The 19,421-nt window shown below is 39.0% G+C and carries 18 protein-coding genes (1 of these 18 cut by a window edge); 8 read left to right on the top strand and 10 right to left on the bottom strand.

The window, feature by feature from the left end; translation table 11 throughout:
* Window positions 1-71 precede the first annotated feature (71 nt).
* Together L5B76_RS04805 and L5B76_RS04800 are read left to right on the top strand one after the other, a co-directional pair.
* Window positions 72-410 (top strand): P-II family nitrogen regulator, encoded by a 339-nt coding sequence (locus L5B76_RS04805; RefSeq protein WP_265754465.1) that lies wholly within the window; start codon window positions 72-74, stop codon window positions 408-410.
* Window positions 411-428: 18 nt separating this feature from the next.
* Entirely contained in the window at window positions 429-1,730 is a 1,302-nt protein-coding gene (locus L5B76_RS04800) for an ammonium transporter (protein WP_265754464.1), read from the top strand.
* A 115-nt stretch (window positions 1,731-1,845) separates the two neighbouring features.
* Here L5B76_RS04800 and L5B76_RS04795 read toward each other — a convergent pair whose 3' ends face one another.
* The 7 genes from L5B76_RS04795 to L5B76_RS04765 all read right to left on the bottom strand — a co-directional run bounded on the left by L5B76_RS04795 (window position 1,846) and on the right by L5B76_RS04765 (window position 10,251).
* Complete coding sequence (locus L5B76_RS04795) at window positions 1,846-2,499, bottom strand: IS1595 family transposase (protein ID WP_265754463.1); 654 nt, start codon at window positions 2,497-2,499, stop codon at window positions 1,846-1,848.
* Window positions 2,500-2,640: 141 nt separating this feature from the next.
* On the bottom strand, window positions 2,641-4,128 hold the full coding sequence (araA, locus tag L5B76_RS04790) for an L-arabinose isomerase (RefSeq protein ID WP_265754461.1): 1,488 nt from the start codon (window positions 4,126-4,128) through the stop codon (window positions 2,641-2,643).
* A gap of 9 nt (window positions 4,129-4,137) precedes the next feature.
* The gene (locus L5B76_RS04785) at window positions 4,138-5,730 is read right to left on the bottom strand and encodes a xylulokinase (RefSeq protein WP_265754460.1); all 1,593 of its coding nucleotides are present in this window, start codon (window positions 5,728-5,730) and stop codon (window positions 4,138-4,140) included.
* Between the two features lie 131 nt (window positions 5,731-5,861).
* On the bottom strand, window positions 5,862-6,716 hold the full coding sequence (gene araC / locus L5B76_RS04780; RefSeq protein ID WP_265754459.1) for an arabinose operon transcriptional regulator AraC: 855 nt from the start codon (window positions 6,714-6,716) through the stop codon (window positions 5,862-5,864).
* Between the two features lies 1 nt (window position 6,717).
* On the bottom strand, window positions 6,718-7,689 hold the full coding sequence (araH, locus tag L5B76_RS04775) for an L-arabinose ABC transporter permease AraH (RefSeq protein ID WP_265754458.1): 972 nt from the start codon (window positions 7,687-7,689) through the stop codon (window positions 6,718-6,720).
* Window positions 7,690-7,704: 15 nt separating this feature from the next.
* On the bottom strand, window positions 7,705-9,207 hold the full coding sequence (araG, locus tag L5B76_RS04770) for an L-arabinose ABC transporter ATP-binding protein AraG (RefSeq protein ID WP_265754457.1): 1,503 nt from the start codon (window positions 9,205-9,207) through the stop codon (window positions 7,705-7,707).
* 30 nt (window positions 9,208-9,237) lie between these two features.
* Window positions 9,238-10,251 carry an arabinose ABC transporter substrate-binding protein gene (locus tag L5B76_RS04765; protein WP_326938257.1) on the bottom strand — a complete coding sequence of 338 codons (1,014 nt, stop codon included), beginning with the start codon at window positions 10,249-10,251 and terminating at the stop codon, window positions 9,238-9,240.
* A 385-nt stretch (window positions 10,252-10,636) separates the two neighbouring features.
* Here L5B76_RS04765 and araD point away from each other — a divergent pair, with 385 nt between their 5' ends.
* Window positions 10,637-11,332, top strand: coding sequence for an L-ribulose-5-phosphate 4-epimerase (gene araD / locus L5B76_RS04760; RefSeq protein WP_265754456.1), 696 nt, complete (start codon window positions 10,637-10,639; stop codon window positions 11,330-11,332).
* A 228-nt stretch (window positions 11,333-11,560) separates the two neighbouring features.
* Window positions 11,561-13,573, top strand: coding sequence for a transketolase (tkt, locus tag L5B76_RS04755; RefSeq protein WP_265755521.1), 2,013 nt, complete (start codon window positions 11,561-11,563; stop codon window positions 13,571-13,573).
* Window positions 13,574-13,642: 69 nt separating this feature from the next.
* Here tkt and L5B76_RS04750 read toward each other — a convergent pair whose 3' ends face one another.
* Together L5B76_RS04750 and envC are read right to left on the bottom strand one after the other, a co-directional pair.
* A complete protein-coding gene (locus L5B76_RS04750; protein WP_265754455.1) occupies window positions 13,643-14,533 on the bottom strand; it encodes a divergent polysaccharide deacetylase family protein in 891 nt (296 codons plus the stop codon).
* Window positions 14,533-15,747 (bottom strand): murein hydrolase activator EnvC, encoded by a 1,215-nt coding sequence (gene envC, locus L5B76_RS04745; RefSeq protein WP_265754454.1) that lies wholly within the window; start codon window positions 15,745-15,747, stop codon window positions 14,533-14,535. The genes L5B76_RS04750 and envC overlap by 1 nt, the downstream gene beginning before the upstream one ends.
* A 242-nt stretch (window positions 15,748-15,989) precedes the next feature.
* Between envC and L5B76_RS04740 the strand changes: the two genes are divergently transcribed.
* Complete coding sequence (locus L5B76_RS04740; protein ID WP_115248940.1) at window positions 15,990-16,673, top strand: 2,3-diphosphoglycerate-dependent phosphoglycerate mutase; 684 nt, start codon at window positions 15,990-15,992, stop codon at window positions 16,671-16,673.
* Window positions 16,674-16,723: 50 nt separating this feature from the next.
* Here L5B76_RS04740 and tusA read toward each other — a convergent pair whose 3' ends face one another.
* The gene (gene tusA, locus L5B76_RS04735; RefSeq protein ID WP_103854448.1) at window positions 16,724-16,963 is read right to left on the bottom strand and encodes a sulfurtransferase TusA; all 240 of its coding nucleotides are present in this window, start codon (window positions 16,961-16,963) and stop codon (window positions 16,724-16,726) included.
* A 75-nt stretch (window positions 16,964-17,038) separates the two neighbouring features.
* On the opposite strand from tusA, the gene L5B76_RS04730 reads away from it, so the two are divergent.
* The 3 genes in view from L5B76_RS04730 to hemG are tightly spaced (at most 11 nt apart) and all read left to right on the top strand, a layout consistent with a single transcriptional unit that may run on beyond the window.
* Window positions 17,039-17,647 (top strand): YigZ family protein, encoded by a 609-nt coding sequence (locus tag L5B76_RS04730; RefSeq protein WP_265754453.1) that lies wholly within the window; start codon window positions 17,039-17,041, stop codon window positions 17,645-17,647.
* A gap of 11 nt (window positions 17,648-17,658) precedes the next feature.
* On the top strand, window positions 17,659-19,122 hold the full coding sequence (locus tag L5B76_RS04725) for a TrkH family potassium uptake protein (RefSeq protein ID WP_265754452.1): 1,464 nt from the start codon (window positions 17,659-17,661) through the stop codon (window positions 19,120-19,122).
* Window positions 19,122-19,421 carry the 5' portion of a menaquinone-dependent protoporphyrinogen IX dehydrogenase gene (gene hemG / locus L5B76_RS04720; protein ID WP_265754451.1) on the top strand. It continues 210 nt past the right edge of the window, so the window shows 300 of its 510 coding nt (coding positions 1-300); its start codon is at window positions 19,122-19,124; the stop codon falls past the right edge of the window. The genes L5B76_RS04725 and hemG overlap by 1 nt, the downstream gene beginning before the upstream one ends.

Genomic DNA, 19,421 nt, shown 5'->3' with positions numbered 1-19,421 from the left:
ATTTTATTTTTAATCGTATTTTTATTGTTGTTATCTAAATTTGTTCTGGTTTATTTATATGGGAGAGCGTTATGAAACTTATCAGTGCCATCATTCAACCTTTTAGGTTAGATGATGTAAAAGCGGCTTTAACTGACGTGGGTATTCGTGGCATTACGGTGAGCCAAGTGCAAGGGTTTGGGCGACAAAAGGGGCATACCGAAATTTATCGTGGAAGCGAATATCAGGTGGATTTTATTCCTAAAATTCAAATTGATATTGCTCTTGCAGATGAGCTAGTTGAACCCGCGATTGATGCTATCGTTGATGCCGCGCAAAGTGGAAAAGTGGGGGATGGCAAAATTTTTGTGCTTCCTTTGGAGCAAGTTGTGCGTATTCGCACCAGAGAAACGGGCGAACAGGCTTTATAAATAAATTGAGGTGTAAAAATGAAAAAATGTGTTGGGCTATTAATGCTTTTATGTTTCCCCCTGACATCGCACGCCGCATTATCAGATTGGGTGCAACCCTTTTCCGTAATTAATGCAGGGGATACCGCTTGGGTAATGTTATCCACCATTTTAGTTCTGTTTATGACAATCCCTGGGCTAGCCCTGTTTTATGCAGGAATGGTACGCAAGAAAAATATTTTGTCGGTGATGGTACAAAGTTTTGCTGCTTGTAGCCTGATTGCCGTGATCTGGTTTGTGTGTGGTTATAGCCTTGCTTTTACGCCCAATAATGCCTTTATCGGTGGGCTAGATCGCCTTTTTCTACACGGTTTAAATGTGTTTACCACAGAACAAAAACTCACGGTTTATCCCGCTGCAAGCACCATTCCTGAATCGGTATTTATGCTCTTTCAAATGGCGTTTGCTATCATCGCTGGGGCGATTATGACTGGCGCTTTTGCGGAGCGAATGAAATTTAGTGCGGTGCTAATTTTCATTGGATTATGGACATTACTGGTTTATGTGCCAACTGCCCATTGGGTATGGGGAATTGGCGGCTGGTTGGCTGAAGATGGGGTATTAGATTATGCGGGTGGAACGGTAATTCATATTAATGCGGGCGTTGCGGGGCTATGTGCTGCGATGTTCATCGGCAAACGTATCGGCTATGGCAAAGACGCAATGCCACCCTATAATCTCACCCTCACTCTGATTGGCTGTGCGATGTTATGGATTGGCTGGTTCGGCTTCAACGCAGGATCTGCCCTCGCCGCAGATAGTCGTGCGGGAATGGCGATGGTAACCACTCAAATCTCTGCTGCGGTTGGTGCTTTGGCGTGGATTTTATGCGAAGCTCTTTATCGTCATAAACCTTCTGCCTTAGGATTGGCCTCAGGGGCAGTTGCTGGCTTGGTAGGCATTACCCCCGCAGCAGGCTTTGTAGAGGCACAAAGTGCGGTGTGGATTGGTTTTATCACTAGTGTGTTATGTTTTTTCTCGGTAACCAAGCTGAAATATAAACTCGGCTATGATGATTCCTTAGATGCTTTCGGTATTCACGGTATGGGGGGCATTATCGGTGCGGTACTAACAGGCGTTTTTGTTTCTAGCGACATTACAGGCAGCAACGATACCAGCCTTTGGGTGCAGATTGAAAGTGTGCTGATTACCCTTGTTTATAGTAGCGTGGTTTCTTTCGCATTATTATGGATAATGGGCAAATTTATGGCTCTTCGCGTGGACAGAGATGAAGAACGCCAAGGCTTAGATCTCATTTCACATGGTGAGCGGTTGGAATAATTTGAAAAAATATCCGAGTGTTATGCTTTTTATGGCTAGAAAAAGGTCGTAAGGTAAGTTTATGTTTAACTGATAAGATGTTTAATAAAATTGAAGGGGCTGTAGTAGATTAGCCCTAAATTTCACACCATTTTCGCAATATTTTTAACTGCTCTTTTGGTGTCCCAAAGTTAAACCGAAATTCACATTCCTTCAAGAATAAAGGAAAGTTTTTTCGGTTAATTCCATTATATTTTCGCAGTATCCGCTTCGCCTGATTCCAAAAATTTTCAATGCCATTAATATGATTTTGTTTCACCGCAAATAGCTCGGAATGATTGATTCGTTCGTGGTGAAATTCACTCACATCAAGCGCATCATCACTGCGATAAGTGTCCGTATAAACCCAGCTATCAGGCTTGATTTTTCTTTTAATAACAGGGAGTAATGTTTCACTCTTGGTGTTTTCAACCACAACAGTAAATACCTTTCCTTGTCGTTTTAGTAACCCAAAAACAGCAACTTTTCCAGCCGCTCCTCGTCCTCGTTTTCCCTTTCGATGACCACCAAAATAGCTTTCGTCTAGTTCAATTTCCCCCTCAAAAATCTCGTTAACTTCAAAGGATAAATGATAGTCAATCACAAGCCTGATTTTATGGTAGAACAAAGCGGCTGTATTCGGTTGAATATCTAGCAAATTTGCTGCCGTTCTTGCAGTAACTTCTGCGATAAAAAACTCCAGCAGTTTTTTCTGTATGGATTTCTTTAATTTACAATATGTTATCTTCATTTTTGTAGTATAGCATTGTTGCTAATCTACTACAGCCCCTTTTTATATCAATAAAAAGGCTGGGAAACCAGCCTGTTTTTCGTTGGGGAATTGCTTATTTAGCATAGTAAACAATGAGTTGACTTTTCCTTACTTTTTCTACTAGTGATATGAGGTTTCATTCCAACGTAATTCATTTTTTAATGAGGCAAGCTCCGTATTTTTGTTAATATGAATAAATTCAATTTCTAGATATTCAGCAAATGTTCTTAACATTTCAGCATCAATGTCTAAGCTAAATACACTATGATGCGCGCCACCGGCTAGAATCCAAGATTGCGTGCCGATATCAAAATTAGGCTTTAATTTCCAGAAGGCAGACCCGACTGGTAGATTAGGCATTGCCTGCGGTTTATCGACTACATCTAAATCAGCTACAATCATTCTAAAGCGATTTCCCATATCTACAATTGTTGCATTAATTCCAGCTCCTGTTTTGGAGGAAAATATTAGACGTGTTGGATCATCTTTTCCACCGATACCTAATGGTTTTATATCTAAAATAGGTTTCTGATTTGCAATACTTGGACAGATTTCTAGCATATGGGCACCAAGAACTAATTCATTATTATCATCAAGGTTATAAGTATAATCCTCCATAAATGACGTTCCTTTTTCTATTCCATAGCCCATTACTTTAATTGCTCGTAGTAATGCAGCTGTTTTCCAGTCTCCTTCTGCTCCAAATCCATACCCTTGTTTCATCAGTCGCTGTACGGGAAGTCCTGGGAGCTGTTTTATTCCATTTAGATTTTCAAAAGTGTCTGTAAATGCATGAAAACCACCGTTATCTAAAAATTGTTTTAGGCCTAGTTCGATTCGAGCACTTTCTAATAGAGCAGATCTGTTTACTCCATTCTCTTTTAGAGAATCGACTAATTGATAAGATTCTTCATATTCTTTTACCAGTTTTAAAACATCAACTTCATTTACTTGATTAATCATTTCTGCTAATTGATATACGCCATATCCGTTAACGGTATAACCAAATTTTATTTGAGCTTCAACCTTATCACCTTCAGTTACTGCAACATTACGCATATTATCGCCAAAACGTGCTATTTTTAGGTGTTTTTGGTCATAAATAGCAGCAATTACTCTCATCCATCGATCTAGTTTATGTTTTACTTTAATATTTTTCCAATGACCTACAACTACAGTTCTTGGTTTGCGTAGGCGCGATACAATAAAGCCAAATTCTCTATCTCCATGTGCCGTTTGGTGGAGATTCATATAATCCATATCAATTTCATTCCATGGAATATTCTTATTTAGCTGGGTATGGAATTGGAGTAAGGGTTTATTTAACTGATTAATTCCAGCAATCCACATTTTTGCTGGTGAGAAAGTGTGCATCCATGCAATAATACCTACACACTTGTCCTGATTATTAGCATCTTGACAGATAGATAATACGTCTTCAGATGTAGTGGCAATATTTTTTAATTTAATCTGTAAAAAGGGATTCTGTGAGTTTAAATGTTGAACAATTTGCTCAGCATTTTTTTTAACTTGTGATAACGCTTCGTTGCCATATAAGTGCTGGGTACCAACTACAAACCAGACTTCAACTTTTTTTAAAAATTCCATAATATTCTCCTAATGATTAATTTGATTTGTTGCTGTTTTAACAATGGGAAGGCCTTTTATGTAAGATTGAAGGAATTCTTCATAGCCTTGATGCATATCTTGATCTGGCTCGATAATACAAAGAGGTGTTTTATGAAAAATATTCTGAGCTAGATAAGCTTCTAGTGATATTGATTGCTGAGCACTTTCTAAATAGTTAGCAAGTAATGCAATTCCCCATGCACCTCCTTCTCCAGCTGTTGTCATTGTTGCAATAGGGATATTTAATGCGGATGCTAAAATTTTTTGTGCGACACCCTCTGTTTTTAACATTCCACCGTGTGCTAAAACTTGCTGGATTTGACAATGCTCTTTATATAATAAGGTGTCAACGCCTAATTTCATTGCGGCAAAAGCAGAATAGATATGGACTTTCATGAAATTAGCAAGATTAAAATTAGAGTCTATTGGATGCAAAAATATTGGGCATCCTTTTATTAGTCCTATATTTGGCTCTCCTGAGTAAAAACCATATGATAGTAATTTGCCACAATCGTGTTCACCTTTTAAGGAGTGGCTAAATAAAGTTTTATAAAGTTGTTCTGAGGGAATATTTAATCCAAATATTGATAGGCATTCATTAAATATAGTAGCCCATGCATTAATATCTGAGCTGCAATTATTGGCATGAGCCATTGCAACTGGATTTCCTGTTGGAGTAGCGATTATATCTAACTCCTCATATACTCGACTTAATGGCTTTTCTAAAACGAACATTGCAAATGCTGATGTTCCAATCGATACATTTCCTTTATTTTCAGAAATTGTATTTGTTGCAACCATACCTGTTCCTGCATCTCCTTCTGGAGGGCAGAGAGGAATACCTGCTTGTAATTTGCAGGTAGGATCTAGTAATCTTGCTCCCGATGAGCTTAGACTTCCAGCATTCTCTCCTGCTTTTAATACTTTTGGTAAAATGTTATTTAATTTCCATCTGTAATGTTTATGGCTGATTAATTCTTCAAATTGGGCAATCATTTTCTTATTATAAGTTTCGCTATCAATAGGGAACATACCAGATGCATCACAAATTCCTAAAACCTTTTCTCCTGTTAATCGCCAATGTATATATCCTGATAATGTTGTTAAATAGTCAATTTTTTCGACATGAGATTCATTATTTAGTATAGCTTGGTAAAGGTGAGAGATACTCCAACGTTGAGGAATATGCTGATTAAACAACTTGGTAAGTACTTTAGAAGATTCTTTTGTAATGTTATTTCTCCAAGTGCGGAATGGGACAAGCAAATTAGCATCTTCATCAAATGCTAAATATCCATGCATCATGGCACTGATACCAATTGCAGATAAATTTTTTATGTCAATTTGATAAAGTTCTCTTACGTTATTATTTAAACTTCTATATGCTGACTGTAGCCCTTGCCAAATTTCATCTTCAGGATATGTCCAAATACCATTTTCATTCTTATTTTCCCAATCAAAAATACCTTTGGCAAGAGTGTTTCCATTTTGATCAATTAATATTGCCTTAATTCTTGTTGAACCAAACTCAATACCTAAAGAGCTTTTACCTTGCTCTATGATTTTTTTGATAGATTCCATGATGTGCTACTCCGATATTTTTGGTTAATATAGATAAAGTAAGAATATATTTTATTTACATCAGCTATAATAAGAGAAGTGCTGATTATATAGATAAAATTGCTATCTTATTAATATTGTTTACTTTAAAACTATCGAGAATTTCTATATTCAGAAGGATTTAAACCTGTATAGCGTTTAAATAATCTAGAAAAATAAAGTTGATCATCATATCCTAACTGGCGAGAAATGTAATAAATTGGTGCTTTTGAAATATGTAGTAAATGCTGTGCCTTTATCATTCTTTGTTCTTCGCGCCATTTTACTATGCTGGTGCCTAATTGTTCTGAAAACAAATGTGTTAAGCGAGATGGCGATATATGAATGTGATCAGCAATATCACTTATTTTATAATTCTTATCTAAGTTATCTGAAATAAATTGACAAGCGGAAATGATTCTTGGATCTAGCATATTTACCCTATTTGAAGGGTTTAATCTTGAGCATTTTATTAAAAGCTTTTCTAGAAGACACATTGACATTTCCTGTGAGAAAAGTTTATTTTCTGTATATTCTTGTTCAATTTCCTTAAATAAAGATAGAATATCTTGATAAATAGATGGTTCTTTAATTGTTAAACGTCCAATACCATGTGTATAATTTTCCCATCTCAACCAGTTATCCCAAAGGCTCCTTGGACGAAAATATATCCATTGATGATGCCAATTATTAGAATCCTTAGCTCGTTGATAGTAATGAGGTATCTGGGGTGGAAAAAGTAATAAATCTCCTACAGTGCAATTAAAAGCCATATCATCATAGAGTATTGAGCCCATACCTTCAGTTGTTAGGTTGATTATATATCCTGACATCCCATTAGGTCGATCAATAATAAAATCTAACTCTTCATTACGTTCTATAGGGGTATGACCGGCTACCAAATAAGCACCAAATTGGTAACCGGGTAGTAAAGGGTTTTCTTGTATATTACTTATTTTTTCTTGCATATTAACTTTTAATTAATTTCTGTTTATATTTGTCAAAAATTACGGCTATCATCAAAATAAAACCACGTACAACATACTGAGCAAATGGTGAAATATTTAACAAATTCATTGCATTCTCTATTGTTCCTAGAATTAAAACTCCGGCAATCACAAAAGAGATTCTTCCTACACCTCCCGTTAATGAAACACCACCAAGTACACAAGCTGAAATTGCTGTTAATTCGAATCCGACTGAAGTCATTGGTTGTCCACTTGTCATTCGTGCGGCTAAAATTATTCCTGCCAACGCTGAAACAAAACCAGAAACAATGAAAATAATTAATTTAGTTCGTTCTACATTAATTCCAGCTAAACGAGCAGCCTCTTGATTTCCACCAATAGCTAAAGAGTTTCGCCCATAAATTGTTTTATTTAATAAAAAACCAAAGATCATAAAGCAAATTATTGTAAATATAATTGGTAGGGGAATACCAAATAAATCTTGATAACCTATCTCAAAAAACTCTTCTTTTGTAATTCCTACGGCTTTTCCATCAGAGATAATATAACCTAATCCACGTGCTATCTGCATTGTAGCAAGTGTAGTAATTAATGAGTTAATTTTTAACTTGGCAATAACAAATCCATTCACTAGTCCAACTAGAATACCTAGTCCTAATCCGGCCAATATGCCTAGTGTTACACTTTGAGTTGCATTAATAACAACGGCTGTGACTACACCTGCACAAGCTATTATTGAAGCAACGGATAGATCTATTTCTCCTGCGGCTAAACAAAATAGCATTCCACAAGCCACGATTCCACTCATCGAAATAGATAATCCTAATCCTTTAAGATTAATAACTGTTGCAAAATTCGGTATAAAAAAGCATGAAAAAATGAAAATTACAGAAAAAATAAGTAACATGCCATAAGAATTCCACAGTTTACCTAATGAGTTAATCTCATATTCTTTTTTAATTGTTGTAGTCATAATTAATCTCCAGTACTAATTTTGTTCTGCTTCAACCATTGCTAATTTTAATATTTTCTCTTCGGTGGCATCATTACGATTAACCTCTCCTACTATTTTATGCTCTCTCATAACTAAGATTCTATCTGATAACCCTATAACCTCTGGTAAATCGCTGGAAACAACAATAATAGATAATTGTTCACTCGCAAGTTTAAAAATAAGATCATAAATTTCAGATTTTGCCCCAATATCAATTCCTCGAGTAGGCTCATCTAATAGCAATACTTTAAGCTCTTCTGATAACCAACGCCCTAAAATCACTTTTTGTTGATTTCCTCCTGATAAATTAATAATAATTTGGCTAATGGATGGGGTTTTTATATTCATTTGTAGACGCTGTTCTTCTGCATTATTTATCTCCCACTTATTATTAATAATAAATTTGCTAAAACTATGAGAGCGTCTTGCACTAATGTTAATATTTTCTTCTACTGTAGCAGTTGGAATTATTCCTTCTTTTTTTCGGTCTTCTGGACATAAGGCAATTCCATGTTCAATGGCATCTCTTGGATTACGGATGGATATTTCTTTACCATCTAACTCTATAGAGCCTGAAATCATAGGATCTGCACCAAAGATGATTTTTAATAGTTCTGAGCGTCCAGCTCCTACTAATCCAAATAAACCAAGTATTTCGCCCTTTTTTACTTCCAAATTAAAACAACCGTTTAAATTAGAACTAGAACATGATTTTATTCTTAATCGGGTGTCCCCAATTTTTCTTGGCTGATAGTTATAAATATCTCCTAAATTCCGACCTACCATACTACGAACTAAGTCATCGTTAGTAATTTTTGAAAGATTTGAGAATGTTTCCACAAATTGCCCATCTTTCAGAACAGTTATTTCATCACTAATTCGAAAAATTTCTTCCATACGGTGAGAAATATATAAAATGACTTTGCCCTCATCACGCAACTCGTTAATTACAGAAAATAATTTTTCAATTTCAGGGGCAGAAAGACTACTTGTAGGCTCATCAAAAGCAATGATTTTTGCGCCTCGGCTTAATGCTTTAGCAATTTCTATCATTTGCCATTGACCAATTGATAATTCTTTTAGAGGCGTTTCAGGTGAAATATTTAATTCTAATTTATCTAAATATTTTTGTGTTTTACGAATTAGTTCGGCCTTATTCACTATACCAAAAGAATGGGAAAATTGTCCTAAGCATAAATTTTCAGCAACAGTCATTTCTGGAACAATATTCAGTTCTTGATAAATAATAGCAACGCCAGCTAATAAAGCTTCTTTCGTATTACGAAATACTAGCTGGCGACCACCTATGCTTAATTTTCCTGATGTTGGTAGATAATTGCCACTCAAAATTTTTAGCAAGGTTGATTTTCCTGCACCATTTTCTCCCATTAACGCATGAACTTTTCCCTCATAACATTTGAAAGAAACATTTTGCAATGCTTTCACACCAGGAAAATTCTTACTTACATTATCAAATTCTAGATATGGAATTTGCATACTATATCTCCCTTGCTAATCTATTTTAATTTAGAGCCCTTTTTTCAATAATTCTTCTTTAAAGTTCTCTCTACGTAGTAACACTGGATCGCCAATAGGTGTATATTTTGGTGGTTCAATGCCATCTTTTACCCATTTATATAACATCTCGGTACTACGGTAACCATGTACATCTGGGCTAGGTAATAATGAACCTAAAAAGCCCGTAGGGTTTGGTTTTGATAATTCACTAACAGCATCAGTACCATTGATCCCTATACCAATTACATTTTCAGGTTTAAAGCCTTGGCCTTCGGTTGCTCTAATACCACCTAGAACGGTATTGTCATTCATTCCCACAATTAACCAATTTTTTATTTCAGGATGTTGAACTAACATTGAATTTGCAGCATCTAGTGCTCCGGGAATATCATTTGTTTTTGTAGGTGATTTATAGATTTTATCTTTAGGAAAACCTGCTTTAATTAATGCATTAATGGAACCCTCTGTACGGCGACGAGCTGTATCTAATTCATCTGCGGTAATAGCTAAAACTGCGGTATCTTTCACATTCCACTGACGATTTTGCATTTCTTTGTAAAGTTCTTCACCTTGTCGTTGACCAATTTCACTTGCTGCCATCATAATTAATGGAACATTAGTCATGGGCTCGCCCGCGGCATTTAAAAATTGATCATCTACAGCAATTACTTTTAGATTATAAGAACGAGCTTTCGCCATAATTGCTGGACCAAGTTTAGGATCAGGTGTGCAAATTACGAAGCCTTTCGCACCATTAGCAGCTAAATTATCAATAGCATTGAGGGTTTTTTCACCATCTGGAATGGCAATTTTAATAATTTCTACATCACCTAAATCTTTAGCTGCTTTATCAGCAAATTTCCATTCTGTTTGAAACCAAGGTTCTTCAGGTTGTTTAACTAAGAACCCTAATTTCATTGTTTCTTTAGAGCTGGAATATGCTGGTAATGAATAAAATCCAACTGACATACAGATAGAAACTGCAGCAAGAGACTTCATAAAAAATCGCTTATTAATTTTCATAAAAAACTCCTTACCATAAATAATGGTATTATTATCAATAGGATAGGGTATGTTCATAACAGCTTGTATATGACTGGAATCCATATTAACTAAATGAATAAATTAATAAAAGAGATCTGGATCACAGTTTAGTGTTACAGCTGAAAAATCCATATATTGAGCAAATAATTACAATATACTTTTATACTTTTTTTGGTTTATTATTTAAATGAGATTGGTTGGTTTCTGACAAGAACGTTAATTAGATTAATTACAATTTAGAGATAAATAAAATCTGATAAATTTATTTTTAACAATGCTTTTATATATATGATTTCTTTCATCTTGAAGAACTCATCAAAGCACGCCGTTTTATTGAACAAAAAATGTTAGAAGGAGGATTTCAATGTTAGCCGAATTACGCGAAAAAGTCTTGCAAGCCAACTTAGCCTTGCCAAAATATCATCTGGTTACGTTCACTTGGGGAAATGTGAGCGAAATTGACCGCACTTTAGGGCTGGTCGCTATCAAGCCCTCTGGCGTGGATTATGAAAAAATGACCGCTGACGACATTGTGATTGTGGACGTGAACACGGGTGAACGCGTGTGGGGAACGAAAAAAACGTCCTCTGATACCGCAACGCATTTGGAATTATATCGCCAATTTTCTGAAATTGGTGGCATTGTGCATACCCATTCGCGCCACGCCACCATTTGGGCACAAGCAGGACGTGATTTGCTCCCTCTCGGCACAACCCACGCTGATTATTTCTACGGTAGCATTCCTTGCACTAGACAAATGACCCCACAAGAAATCGCGGGTGATTATGAACTCGAAACGGGCAAAGTGATTGTGGAAACTTTTCGCACCCGCCAAATTGCCGCGAAAGATGTGCCAGCGGTGTTAGTTAATTCACACGGGCCTTTCGCTTGGGGAACAGATGCCGATAATGCGGTGCATAATGCCGTGGTGTTGGAAGAAATTGCTTATATGAACTTATTTTCTCACCAATTAAATCCGCAATTAGGTGCAATGCAACAAGCACTTTTAGATAAACATTATCTTCGCAAACACGGCAAAAATGCGTATTATGGGCAGTAAATAAACGAATAGAAACACTCAAAATAGTGCATAGCCTTCAAGAAGAGCTGGGGTAAAGTGCGGTCGTTTTTGGCGATTATTTTTATACAACGACGATTTTTAAGGAAACGTGGAATATCTTTCATAAGAAACACAAAACCTATAAAAAACTAATTAAATTAATTGCTATTTTTTCACAATAAATGGAGTAGAATAGCCCAAATCCCTTTTACATTTGATAACTTTATAATTAGGAGAACAAAAATGTCGAATCGAAAAGAATTAGCCAATGCCATTCGTTTTTTAAGTATGGACGCAGTACAAAAAGCCAAATCGGGCCATCCGGGTGCACCAATGGGAATGGCAGATATTGCGGAAGTGTTATGGCGTGATTTTTTAGTGCATAATCCAACCAATCCAAAATGGGCAAACCGCGATAGATTCGTGTTATCAAATGGCCACGGTTCAATGTTGATTTACAGCCTTTTACATTTAACAGGCTATGATTTATCCATCGAAGATTTAAAACAATTCCGCCAATTACATTCTAAAACCCCGGGCCACCCTGAATATGGCTATGCACCGGGTGTGGAAACCACCACGGGGCCATTGGGTCAAGGGATCACCAACGCAGTAGGTATGGCGATTGCGGAGAAAACTCTCGCGGCACAATTTAATCGCCCAGGCCACGAGGTTATCGACCACTACACTTACGCTTTTTTAGGTGATGGCTGTTTAATGGAAGGAATTTCCCACGAAGCTTGCTCATTAGCAGGAACGTTGGGCTTAGGCAAATTAATTGCCTTCTATGACGACAACAATATTTCTATTGATGGTGAAGTGGACGGCTGGTTCACCGATAACACCAAAGAGCGTTTTGAAGCCTATAACTGGCAAGTGATCGGGCAAATTGACGGGCATAACCCTGAAGCCATTGCGGAGGCTATCAAACAGGCTCAAGCAGAAAAAGCGCGTCCAACCTTGATTATTTGTAAAACCACTATCGGCTATGGCTCGCCAAATAAAGCAGGCTCGCACGATAGTCACGGCGCGCCATTAGGCGATGAAGAAATCGCATTAACCCGCCAAAATCTCGGTTGGAACTATGCTCCATTTGAAATTCCAGCGGACATTTATAGCCAATGGGACGCAAAAGAGAAAGGCAAACAAGCAGAAGCGGTGTGGAATGAAAAATGGACAGCATATAGCCAAGCTTATCCAGAATTAAGCGCAGAGCTTGCACGCCGTTTAAGTGGCGAATTGCCCGCAAACTGGGCGGCAGAAAGTCAAGCGTTTATTGAAAAATTACAAGCCAACCCTGCGAGCATTGCAAGCCGTAAAGCATCACAAAATGCCATTGAAGCCTATGCACCGTTACTCCCTGAATTTTTAGGTGGTTCGGCAGACTTAGCGGGGTCAAACTTAACCTTATGGTCAGGCTCACGCCCTATTCGTGCCACAGAAAATCAAGATGGTAACTACATCAACTACGGCGTGCGTGAGTTTGGAATGTCAGCCATTATGAACGGTATCGCGCTCCACGGCGGTTTCATTCCTTATGGTGCGACTTTCTTAATGTTTATGGAATATGCCCATAATGCAGTGAGAATGGCAGCCTTAATGAAACAACGTGTGCTTTTTGTTTACACCCACGATTCTATCGGTTTAGGGGAAGACGGCCCGACACACCAACCTGTGGAGCAAACGGCCTCATTACGTTTAATTCCAAATTTAGATACGTGGCGTCCGTGTGACCAAGTGGAATCAGCGGTGGCGTGGAAAGCGGCGGTAGAACGCAAAGATGGCCCAAGTGCGATGATTTTCAGCCGTCAAAATCTTACTCAAATGGACAGAACCCCTGCACAATTGGCTGATGTGGCACGCGGTGGTTATATCTTAACCGATAGCGAAGGCACACCTGATTTAATCTTTATTGCGACAGGTTCTGAAGTAGAATTAGTGGTGAAAGCGGCGGAGCAACTTCGTCAAGAAGGCAAAAAAATCCGTGTGGTATCAATGCCTTCAACCAATGTTTTCGACAAACAAGACGATGCTTACCGTGAAAGCGTATTGCCAAGCAGCGTAACCAGACGTGTGGCTGTGGAAGCGGGAATTAGCGAGTTCTGGTACAAATACGTTGGCTTCGGTGGCCGTATTGTAGGGATGAACAGCTTTGGTGAATCAGCCCCAGCAGGTGAATTATTCAAACTATTTGGCTTCACCGTAGAAAACGTGGTGGCTAAAGCGAAAGAAATTTTATAATTTTCTACCGCACTTCATGTTGATAAAAACCTTGGGTTTTCGCCCAAGGTTTTTTTGTTTGATAATTGTCTAACGTGGAATGCCCCGCAATAACGGCACATCTTGAAAAGGCGCAACGGAAGTTGGCGCCGGGGTAGTGTTAAATAGCATAATAAACGGCTTGACAGGCACCACTTTTTCGCCACGCCATAAGCTGCCCATATTAACCAATTGAATGTCTTTCGGCAGAGTGCGTAAACCGTTTTGTAGCACAGCAACGGTGTTTTTACGCGGATGTCCGATGACGATTGCAGTACCGTGTTTACGTGCATAGGCAATGGCTTGCTGAAATTGGCGTTGAACATCGGCGAACGCATCGCTATCATCTAAGAAAATATGGCGATCTAGCGCTTTTACGCCTTGTTGCTTTGCAGTTTTACTTGCCACTGAACGACCAATGGTTCGGCTATCTAAGAAAAACAAATGCTGTTCTTGCAATGCGATCATTAATTTCGTCATTAAATCTTGATCCGCCGTTGCCGCACTGCCCATATGATTGTTTAAGCCAATGGCGGCAGAAACGGTTTTTTTCGCATTTTGCACTTTTTCTCGCACAGTTTGTTGCGACATTCCAAGGCTTAGCCCGCCAGCTTCAATTTTATGGCTTCCCATCGGCTGCATTGGCAGATGAATAAGAACATCACGATTTTGCTGTTTTGCCTGATCATTACGCTGTTTGGCATAAGGTGCAGAAGGAATAATTGCCACCGAGATTTCTTTCGGCATTGCATAAATGGCAGCATCTTCTTTCGGGCGATAGCCCACATCATCAATCACAATGGCTAGACGTGATTGGCTGAGAGCAATTGTGGAGAATAGGCTCAAGCAAAGTGCGGTGGAAAAAATAAACAAATTTTTGACCGCACTTGGTTTCTTTATGAATTGTTTTTTCACGCGTTGTTTTTGATTAGAGTTTGTCATTATCGCAACCAGCCTGTTGGATTGACCGCGACGCCTTTGCGGCGAATTTCAAAATACAAGCCTGAGCGTGATTGTCCGCCTGAGGATCCCACTTCGGCAATTTTCTGTCCTGCTTTCACGAGTTGCCCTTCTTTGACTGACACTGCTCGGTTATAGCCGTATAAACTCAGATCATTTTCACCGTGTTTGATGATCACCATTAGCCCATAACCTTGCAGCCAGCTTGCCAAAATCACGCGCCCATCGGCAATTGCGCGTACAGACGCCCCTGCATTTGCACCAATCACGATCCCTTTCCATTTAAGCTCGCCCATTTGCGTTGAACCGAAACGGTTAAGAATTTTTCCTGATACGGGATATTGATATTGCCTTTGTGGTTTGCCCAGCCCTGAACTGCTTGCCATAAGCTGTTTTTCTTGTGCCGTTGGTGTGTAAGGTTTTTGGCTTTTTTGTTCCTCTTGGCGTTTTTTCTGTGCTAAGGCTTCACGTTCACGTTTTTCTTGCTCGCGAGCCTGCTGTTCCGCACGCTTAATTTGTTGGCGTAAGGCATTTTCGTTCGCTTTCAAGCTGTCCAATTTATTCTGATCTTTGGCTAAACTTTTATTCAGCTGATTGAGCGTAGATTGGCGTTCGCGTTGCACTTTTTGCAAACTTTGCTGTTGCTTTTTTTGCTCATTGAGCTGATTTTGTTGCTCTTTTTGCTGATCTTGAATATTGGCTTTTTCTTTCTTGAGTTGCGCTTGCGTTTGTTTCAGATCTTCAATTAATGCAAGGCGAGCTTGATTCATATGATCATAATAAGCCTTCATTCGTTCCGCTTTTTTAGCATCTTCAGAAAACAGTTTTTCCAACATTGAAGGGTTAATCCCCGAGCGGTACATTGCATCGATCTGTTTAGCCAGTTTTTCTTTCTGATTTTTTTCTTGTCTTTCTAAGTGTTTGATTTGTTTATCTGTATCCGCCATCATTTTGCGAATTGCTTTTAGGTCAGATTCTGTTTTGCGCAGTTGGCCGACCACGCCGTTAATTTGCAATTCTTGATTTTTTAGGGTGGATTGCAATTTATTTTGTTCACGCTTTTGTTCAGCAATTTTCTGTTCTTGCTGTTTGATTTGTTTTTGAATCGCAGACAGATCCGCGCCTTGCACGGCGAAAGGCAGTGCGCAGGCAAAAAAGAAAAGTGCGGTGATTTTTTTCAACGTTTTTTCTCTCATTAATAAAATTAGAAACTAAAACTGGCGGCTAAAAATGTGCATAACTATACCATTATTTGCGCAAGGCGCTAAATGTTCGGCGGAAAATTTTTGTACAAATCTGAAAATCCTCGCTTAGGGAAAAATTATAACCTAGCAAATCCTTGCGAAAGATCAGGAAAGTCGTGCTTTTTCCTTTTAAAAGATTGAAATTTTTGCTATAAAATGCCCAGTATTTTTTCATTAACATTAGGAGATTTTCTATGGAATTGGTGTTTATTCGTCACGGTTTTAGTGAATGGAATGCAAAAAATTTATTTACTGGCTGGCGCGATGTGAATTTAACCGAGCGTGGCGTAGAAGAAGCCAAAGCAGCGGGTAAAAAATTATTAGATGCGGGCTATGAGTTTGATATTGCCTTTACTTCTGTATTAACTCGTGCAATTAAAACCTGTAACATCGTGTTAGAAGAATCTAACCAACTTTGGATTCCACAAGTGAAAAGCTGGCGTTTAAATGAGCGTCATTACGGCGAATTACAAGGTTTAGACAAAAAAGCGACTGCGGAAAAATATGGTGATGAGCAAGTGCATATTTGGCGCCGTTCTTACGACACCTTACCACCATTATTAGATCCAAACGATCCAAATTCAGCGCACAACGATCGCCGCTATGCCAACTTACCGCCAGATGTGATTCCAGATGGCGAAAACTTAAAAGTTACCTTAGAGCGTGTATTACCATTCTGGGAAGATCAAATTGCCCCAGCATTATTATCTGGTAAACGAGTATTAGTAACTGCGCACGGTAACTCATTGCGCGCGTTGGCAAAACACATTATCGGCATTTCTGATGAAGACATTATGGATTTTGAAATCCCAACAGGTCAGCCGTTAGTGTTAAAACTTGATGACAAATTAAACTTTGTAGATAAATTCTATCTATAATTATTCTAATAAAACAAAGGTGCGTTTAACGCACCTTTTTATTTTGCTTTTTACTGCCCCTTTTGCACCCAATATTTAAACGGTGTGCTTTCTGTTTCGCTTTTAAGTAAGCGATGATCCATAAATTGACAAAAGCTCGGAATATCTCTTGTGGTGGCAGGATCATCGGCAAGAATGAGCAACACTTCGCCCTCTTGCATATGGCGAATTTGTTTGCGTACCAGCATTACGGGTTCAGGGCAGCGCAGCCCTTGGGTGTCTAACTGTTGGTGAATGTGAATTTCGTTCATTGTTTATTTTTCGTTGAAGTGATTTTGTGCGTATAATACCGTTCAATTAAATATCGGTCAAAATTAGTCTGGGTTATGGAATATTTAATCCCGCAAAGTGCGGTGGTTTTTGAAGAAGAAATTAAGAAAAGCCGTTTTATCACTTATCTCAAACATACAGAAGGTTTAGAACAAGCGAAAGCCTTTTGGCAGGAAATTCGTACCCAGCACCCGAATGCGCGCCATCATTGTTGGGCAGCGGTGGCGGGCAAGCCTTCGGATTCTCAATCTTTAGGTTTTTCTGATGATGGCGAACCCGCAGGCACGGCAGGTAAACCAATGCTGAATGCCTTGTTGGGTAGCCAGATTGGTGAGATCAGTGCTGTTGTGGTGCGCTATTATGGCGGAATTTTGCTCGGCACGGGCGGTTTAGTGCGTGCTTATGGCAACGGTGTGCAACAGGCGTTGAAATTGCTCGAAACCACAATGAAAGTGGAACGAGAACATTTTCGTTTAACTTGCGATTATGACCAAATTAACTGGCTACAACATTTATGCGAGCAGCAAGATGTGTTGATTGAATCGCAAGATTTCCAAGAAAAAGTGCATTTTGTGTTGGCAATTCGTCCTGATAAACGCACTGTGTTTGAACGAGAATTAACCGAGCGTTCGGCAGGGCAGTTGGCTATCATCGCAATAAAATAAGAGAGAACATTGTGCATATATTATCTATTTTTCGAATTATCGGCATTTTGGTGATGTGCTTTTCAGCCACAATGCTCGTGCCAGCTTTTGTGGCGCTGATTTATGGCGATGGTGGCGGAAAAGCCTTTATGCAAGCCTTTATTGCCAGCTTTTCTTTTGGTACGTTGTTGTGGTGGAGCTGCCATCAACATAAACAGGAATTGCGCGCCAGAGAAGGCTTTCTTATTGTGGTGGCGTTCTGGGTGTTGCTCAGTTTATTGGCGGTGATCCCTTTCTTATTATTTGATGAATTAACAATGAGCTTTGCCGATGCCACTTTTGAAGCCTTTTCAGCACTCACTACCACGGGTGCAACGGTGATGTCGGGGCTAGATAATTTGCCTAAATCCATTTTATTTTATCGCCAACTTTTGCAATGGCTAGGCGGAATGGGATTGATCGTCTTAGTGGTGGCGGTCGTGCCAATTTTAGGTATTGGAGGCAGTCAGCTTTATCGTATTGAATCCTCAGGGCCACTTAAAGATCAAAAAAACTTGCCGAGAATTGCCGAAGTAGCAAAGCTGTTATGGATTTTGTATTGCGTTTTAACCGTCATTTGTATTTTTGCCTATTGGTGGGCTGGAATGTCGGTGTTTGACGCTATTTCCCATAGTTTCTCTACCGTGTCTAATGGCGGAATGTCCACCCACGACGCGAATTTAGGCTATTTCAACAATTCCACTATTTACTTTCTGGCTGCCTTTTTTATGCTGGTAGCTGGCTGCAACTTTGGGCTGCACATCACCGCGCTAACCCATTGGAAGCACCAAAGCCTATGGAAAACTTACTGGCACGATCCCGAATTTCGCTTCTTTTGTTTAGTGCAAGGCTTCTTTATTTTGGTGCTATCCCTTGGGCTATACCTTTCTTTCGATAACCTTTCCTTAATTGATGCCTTCGCGCAGGGGAGTGCGCAATCGGCCTCAATGGCGATGACGTCGGGTTACACCTTATTTGATTTCAATCAGTTACCGCCTTTTTTAGGAATGATGCTAGTGTTCGCAGGATTATTGGGTGGTTGTGCAGGTTCAACATCAGGTGGGCTCAAAATGATCCGCGTTTTGGTGGTATGGTTGCAATTTAAGCGCGAGCTAAAATCCCTTGTGCACCCTAACTTAGTCGTTCCCGTAAAATTAGGCGATAATCTCTTGTCTATGCACGTTATCGAACGTATTTGGGCATTTTTAATCGCTTTTTTCTTAACCTTCTGGCTCTGCGTTTTCGCAGCTATTTTATGTGGAATGAGCGCATTTGATTCCATCGGCGCTGTTTTTGCCGCGATTACTAATGCAGGCCCAGGCTTGGGAATGATTAGCACCAGCTTTGCTGACGTGCCAGATAGCGCAAAATATGTTTTTTCTTTCGCAATGGTTGCAGGGCGTTTGGAAGTGTTTTCCCTCTTAATTTTATTTAGCCCTGCGTTTTGGAGAACCTAATGAAAACCTTGATTTTATATTCTAGCTATGACGGGCAAACGCAAAAAATCGCCCAATTTTTGGCAGAAAAATTAAGCGCGGAAGTGTGTAGCATTAATGAGAATGTGGCTGACTTAGCGGAATTTGATCGCATTATTATCGGTGCTTCGATCCGTTATGGACACTTCAATAAATTACTCTATAAATTTATTGAAAAAAACACCGCACTTTTAAACCACAAACAAACAGCATTTTTCGGCGTTAATCTCACTGCACGCAAAGCGGATAAAAATACGCCAGAAACCAATGTCTATGTACGA

It is taken from the genome of Avibacterium sp. 21-594, assembly GCF_026226815.1.
In the GTDB taxonomy this organism is placed as follows: domain Bacteria; phylum Pseudomonadota; class Gammaproteobacteria; order Enterobacterales; family Pasteurellaceae; genus Avibacterium; species Avibacterium avium.
Note: the sequence above shows the minus strand (reverse complement) of the source record. Positions and strands in the feature narration are given on the sequence as shown.

What these genes read in the sequence shown, in the direction of transcription:
- araC (WP_265754459.1), bottom strand. Translation starts at nt 6,716, where the DNA reads ATGCAAGAAAAAATAAGTAATATACAAGAAAACCCTTTACTACCCGGT.
- tusA (WP_103854448.1), bottom strand. Translation starts at nt 16,963, where the DNA reads ATGAACGAAATTCACATTCACCAACAGTTAGACACCCAAGGGCTGCGC.
- L5B76_RS04785 (WP_265754460.1), bottom strand. Translation starts at nt 5,730, where the DNA reads ATGGAATCTATCAAAAAAATCATAGAGCAAGGTAAAAGCTCTTTAGGT.
- L5B76_RS04765 (WP_326938257.1), bottom strand. Translation starts at nt 10,251, where the DNA reads ATGAAAATTAATAAGCGATTTTTTATGAAGTCTCTTGCTGCAGTTTCT.
- L5B76_RS04800 (WP_265754464.1), top strand. Translation starts at nt 429, where the DNA reads ATGAAAAAATGTGTTGGGCTATTAATGCTTTTATGTTTCCCCCTGACA.
- araG (WP_265754457.1), bottom strand. Translation starts at nt 9,207, where the DNA reads ATGCAAATTCCATATCTAGAATTTGATAATGTAAGTAAGAATTTTCCT.
- L5B76_RS04750 (WP_265754455.1), bottom strand. Translation starts at nt 14,533, where the DNA reads ATGACAAACTCTAATCAAAAACAACGCGTGAAAAAACAATTCATAAAG.
- L5B76_RS04795 (WP_265754463.1), bottom strand. Translation starts at nt 2,499, where the DNA reads ATGAAGATAACATATTGTAAATTAAAGAAATCCATACAGAAAAAACTG.
- L5B76_RS04730 (WP_265754453.1), top strand. Translation starts at nt 17,039, where the DNA reads ATGGAATATTTAATCCCGCAAAGTGCGGTGGTTTTTGAAGAAGAAATT.
- araH (WP_265754458.1), bottom strand. Translation starts at nt 7,689, where the DNA reads ATGACTACAACAATTAAAAAAGAATATGAGATTAACTCATTAGGTAAA.
- envC (WP_265754454.1), bottom strand. Translation starts at nt 15,747, where the DNA reads ATGAGAGAAAAAACGTTGAAAAAAATCACCGCACTTTTCTTTTTTGCC.
- araD (WP_265754456.1), top strand. Translation starts at nt 10,637, where the DNA reads ATGTTAGCCGAATTACGCGAAAAAGTCTTGCAAGCCAACTTAGCCTTG.
- L5B76_RS04740 (WP_115248940.1), top strand. Translation starts at nt 15,990, where the DNA reads ATGGAATTGGTGTTTATTCGTCACGGTTTTAGTGAATGGAATGCAAAA.
- araA (WP_265754461.1), bottom strand. Translation starts at nt 4,128, where the DNA reads ATGGAATTTTTAAAAAAAGTTGAAGTCTGGTTTGTAGTTGGTACCCAG.
- L5B76_RS04805 (WP_265754465.1), top strand. Translation starts at nt 72, where the DNA reads ATGAAACTTATCAGTGCCATCATTCAACCTTTTAGGTTAGATGATGTA.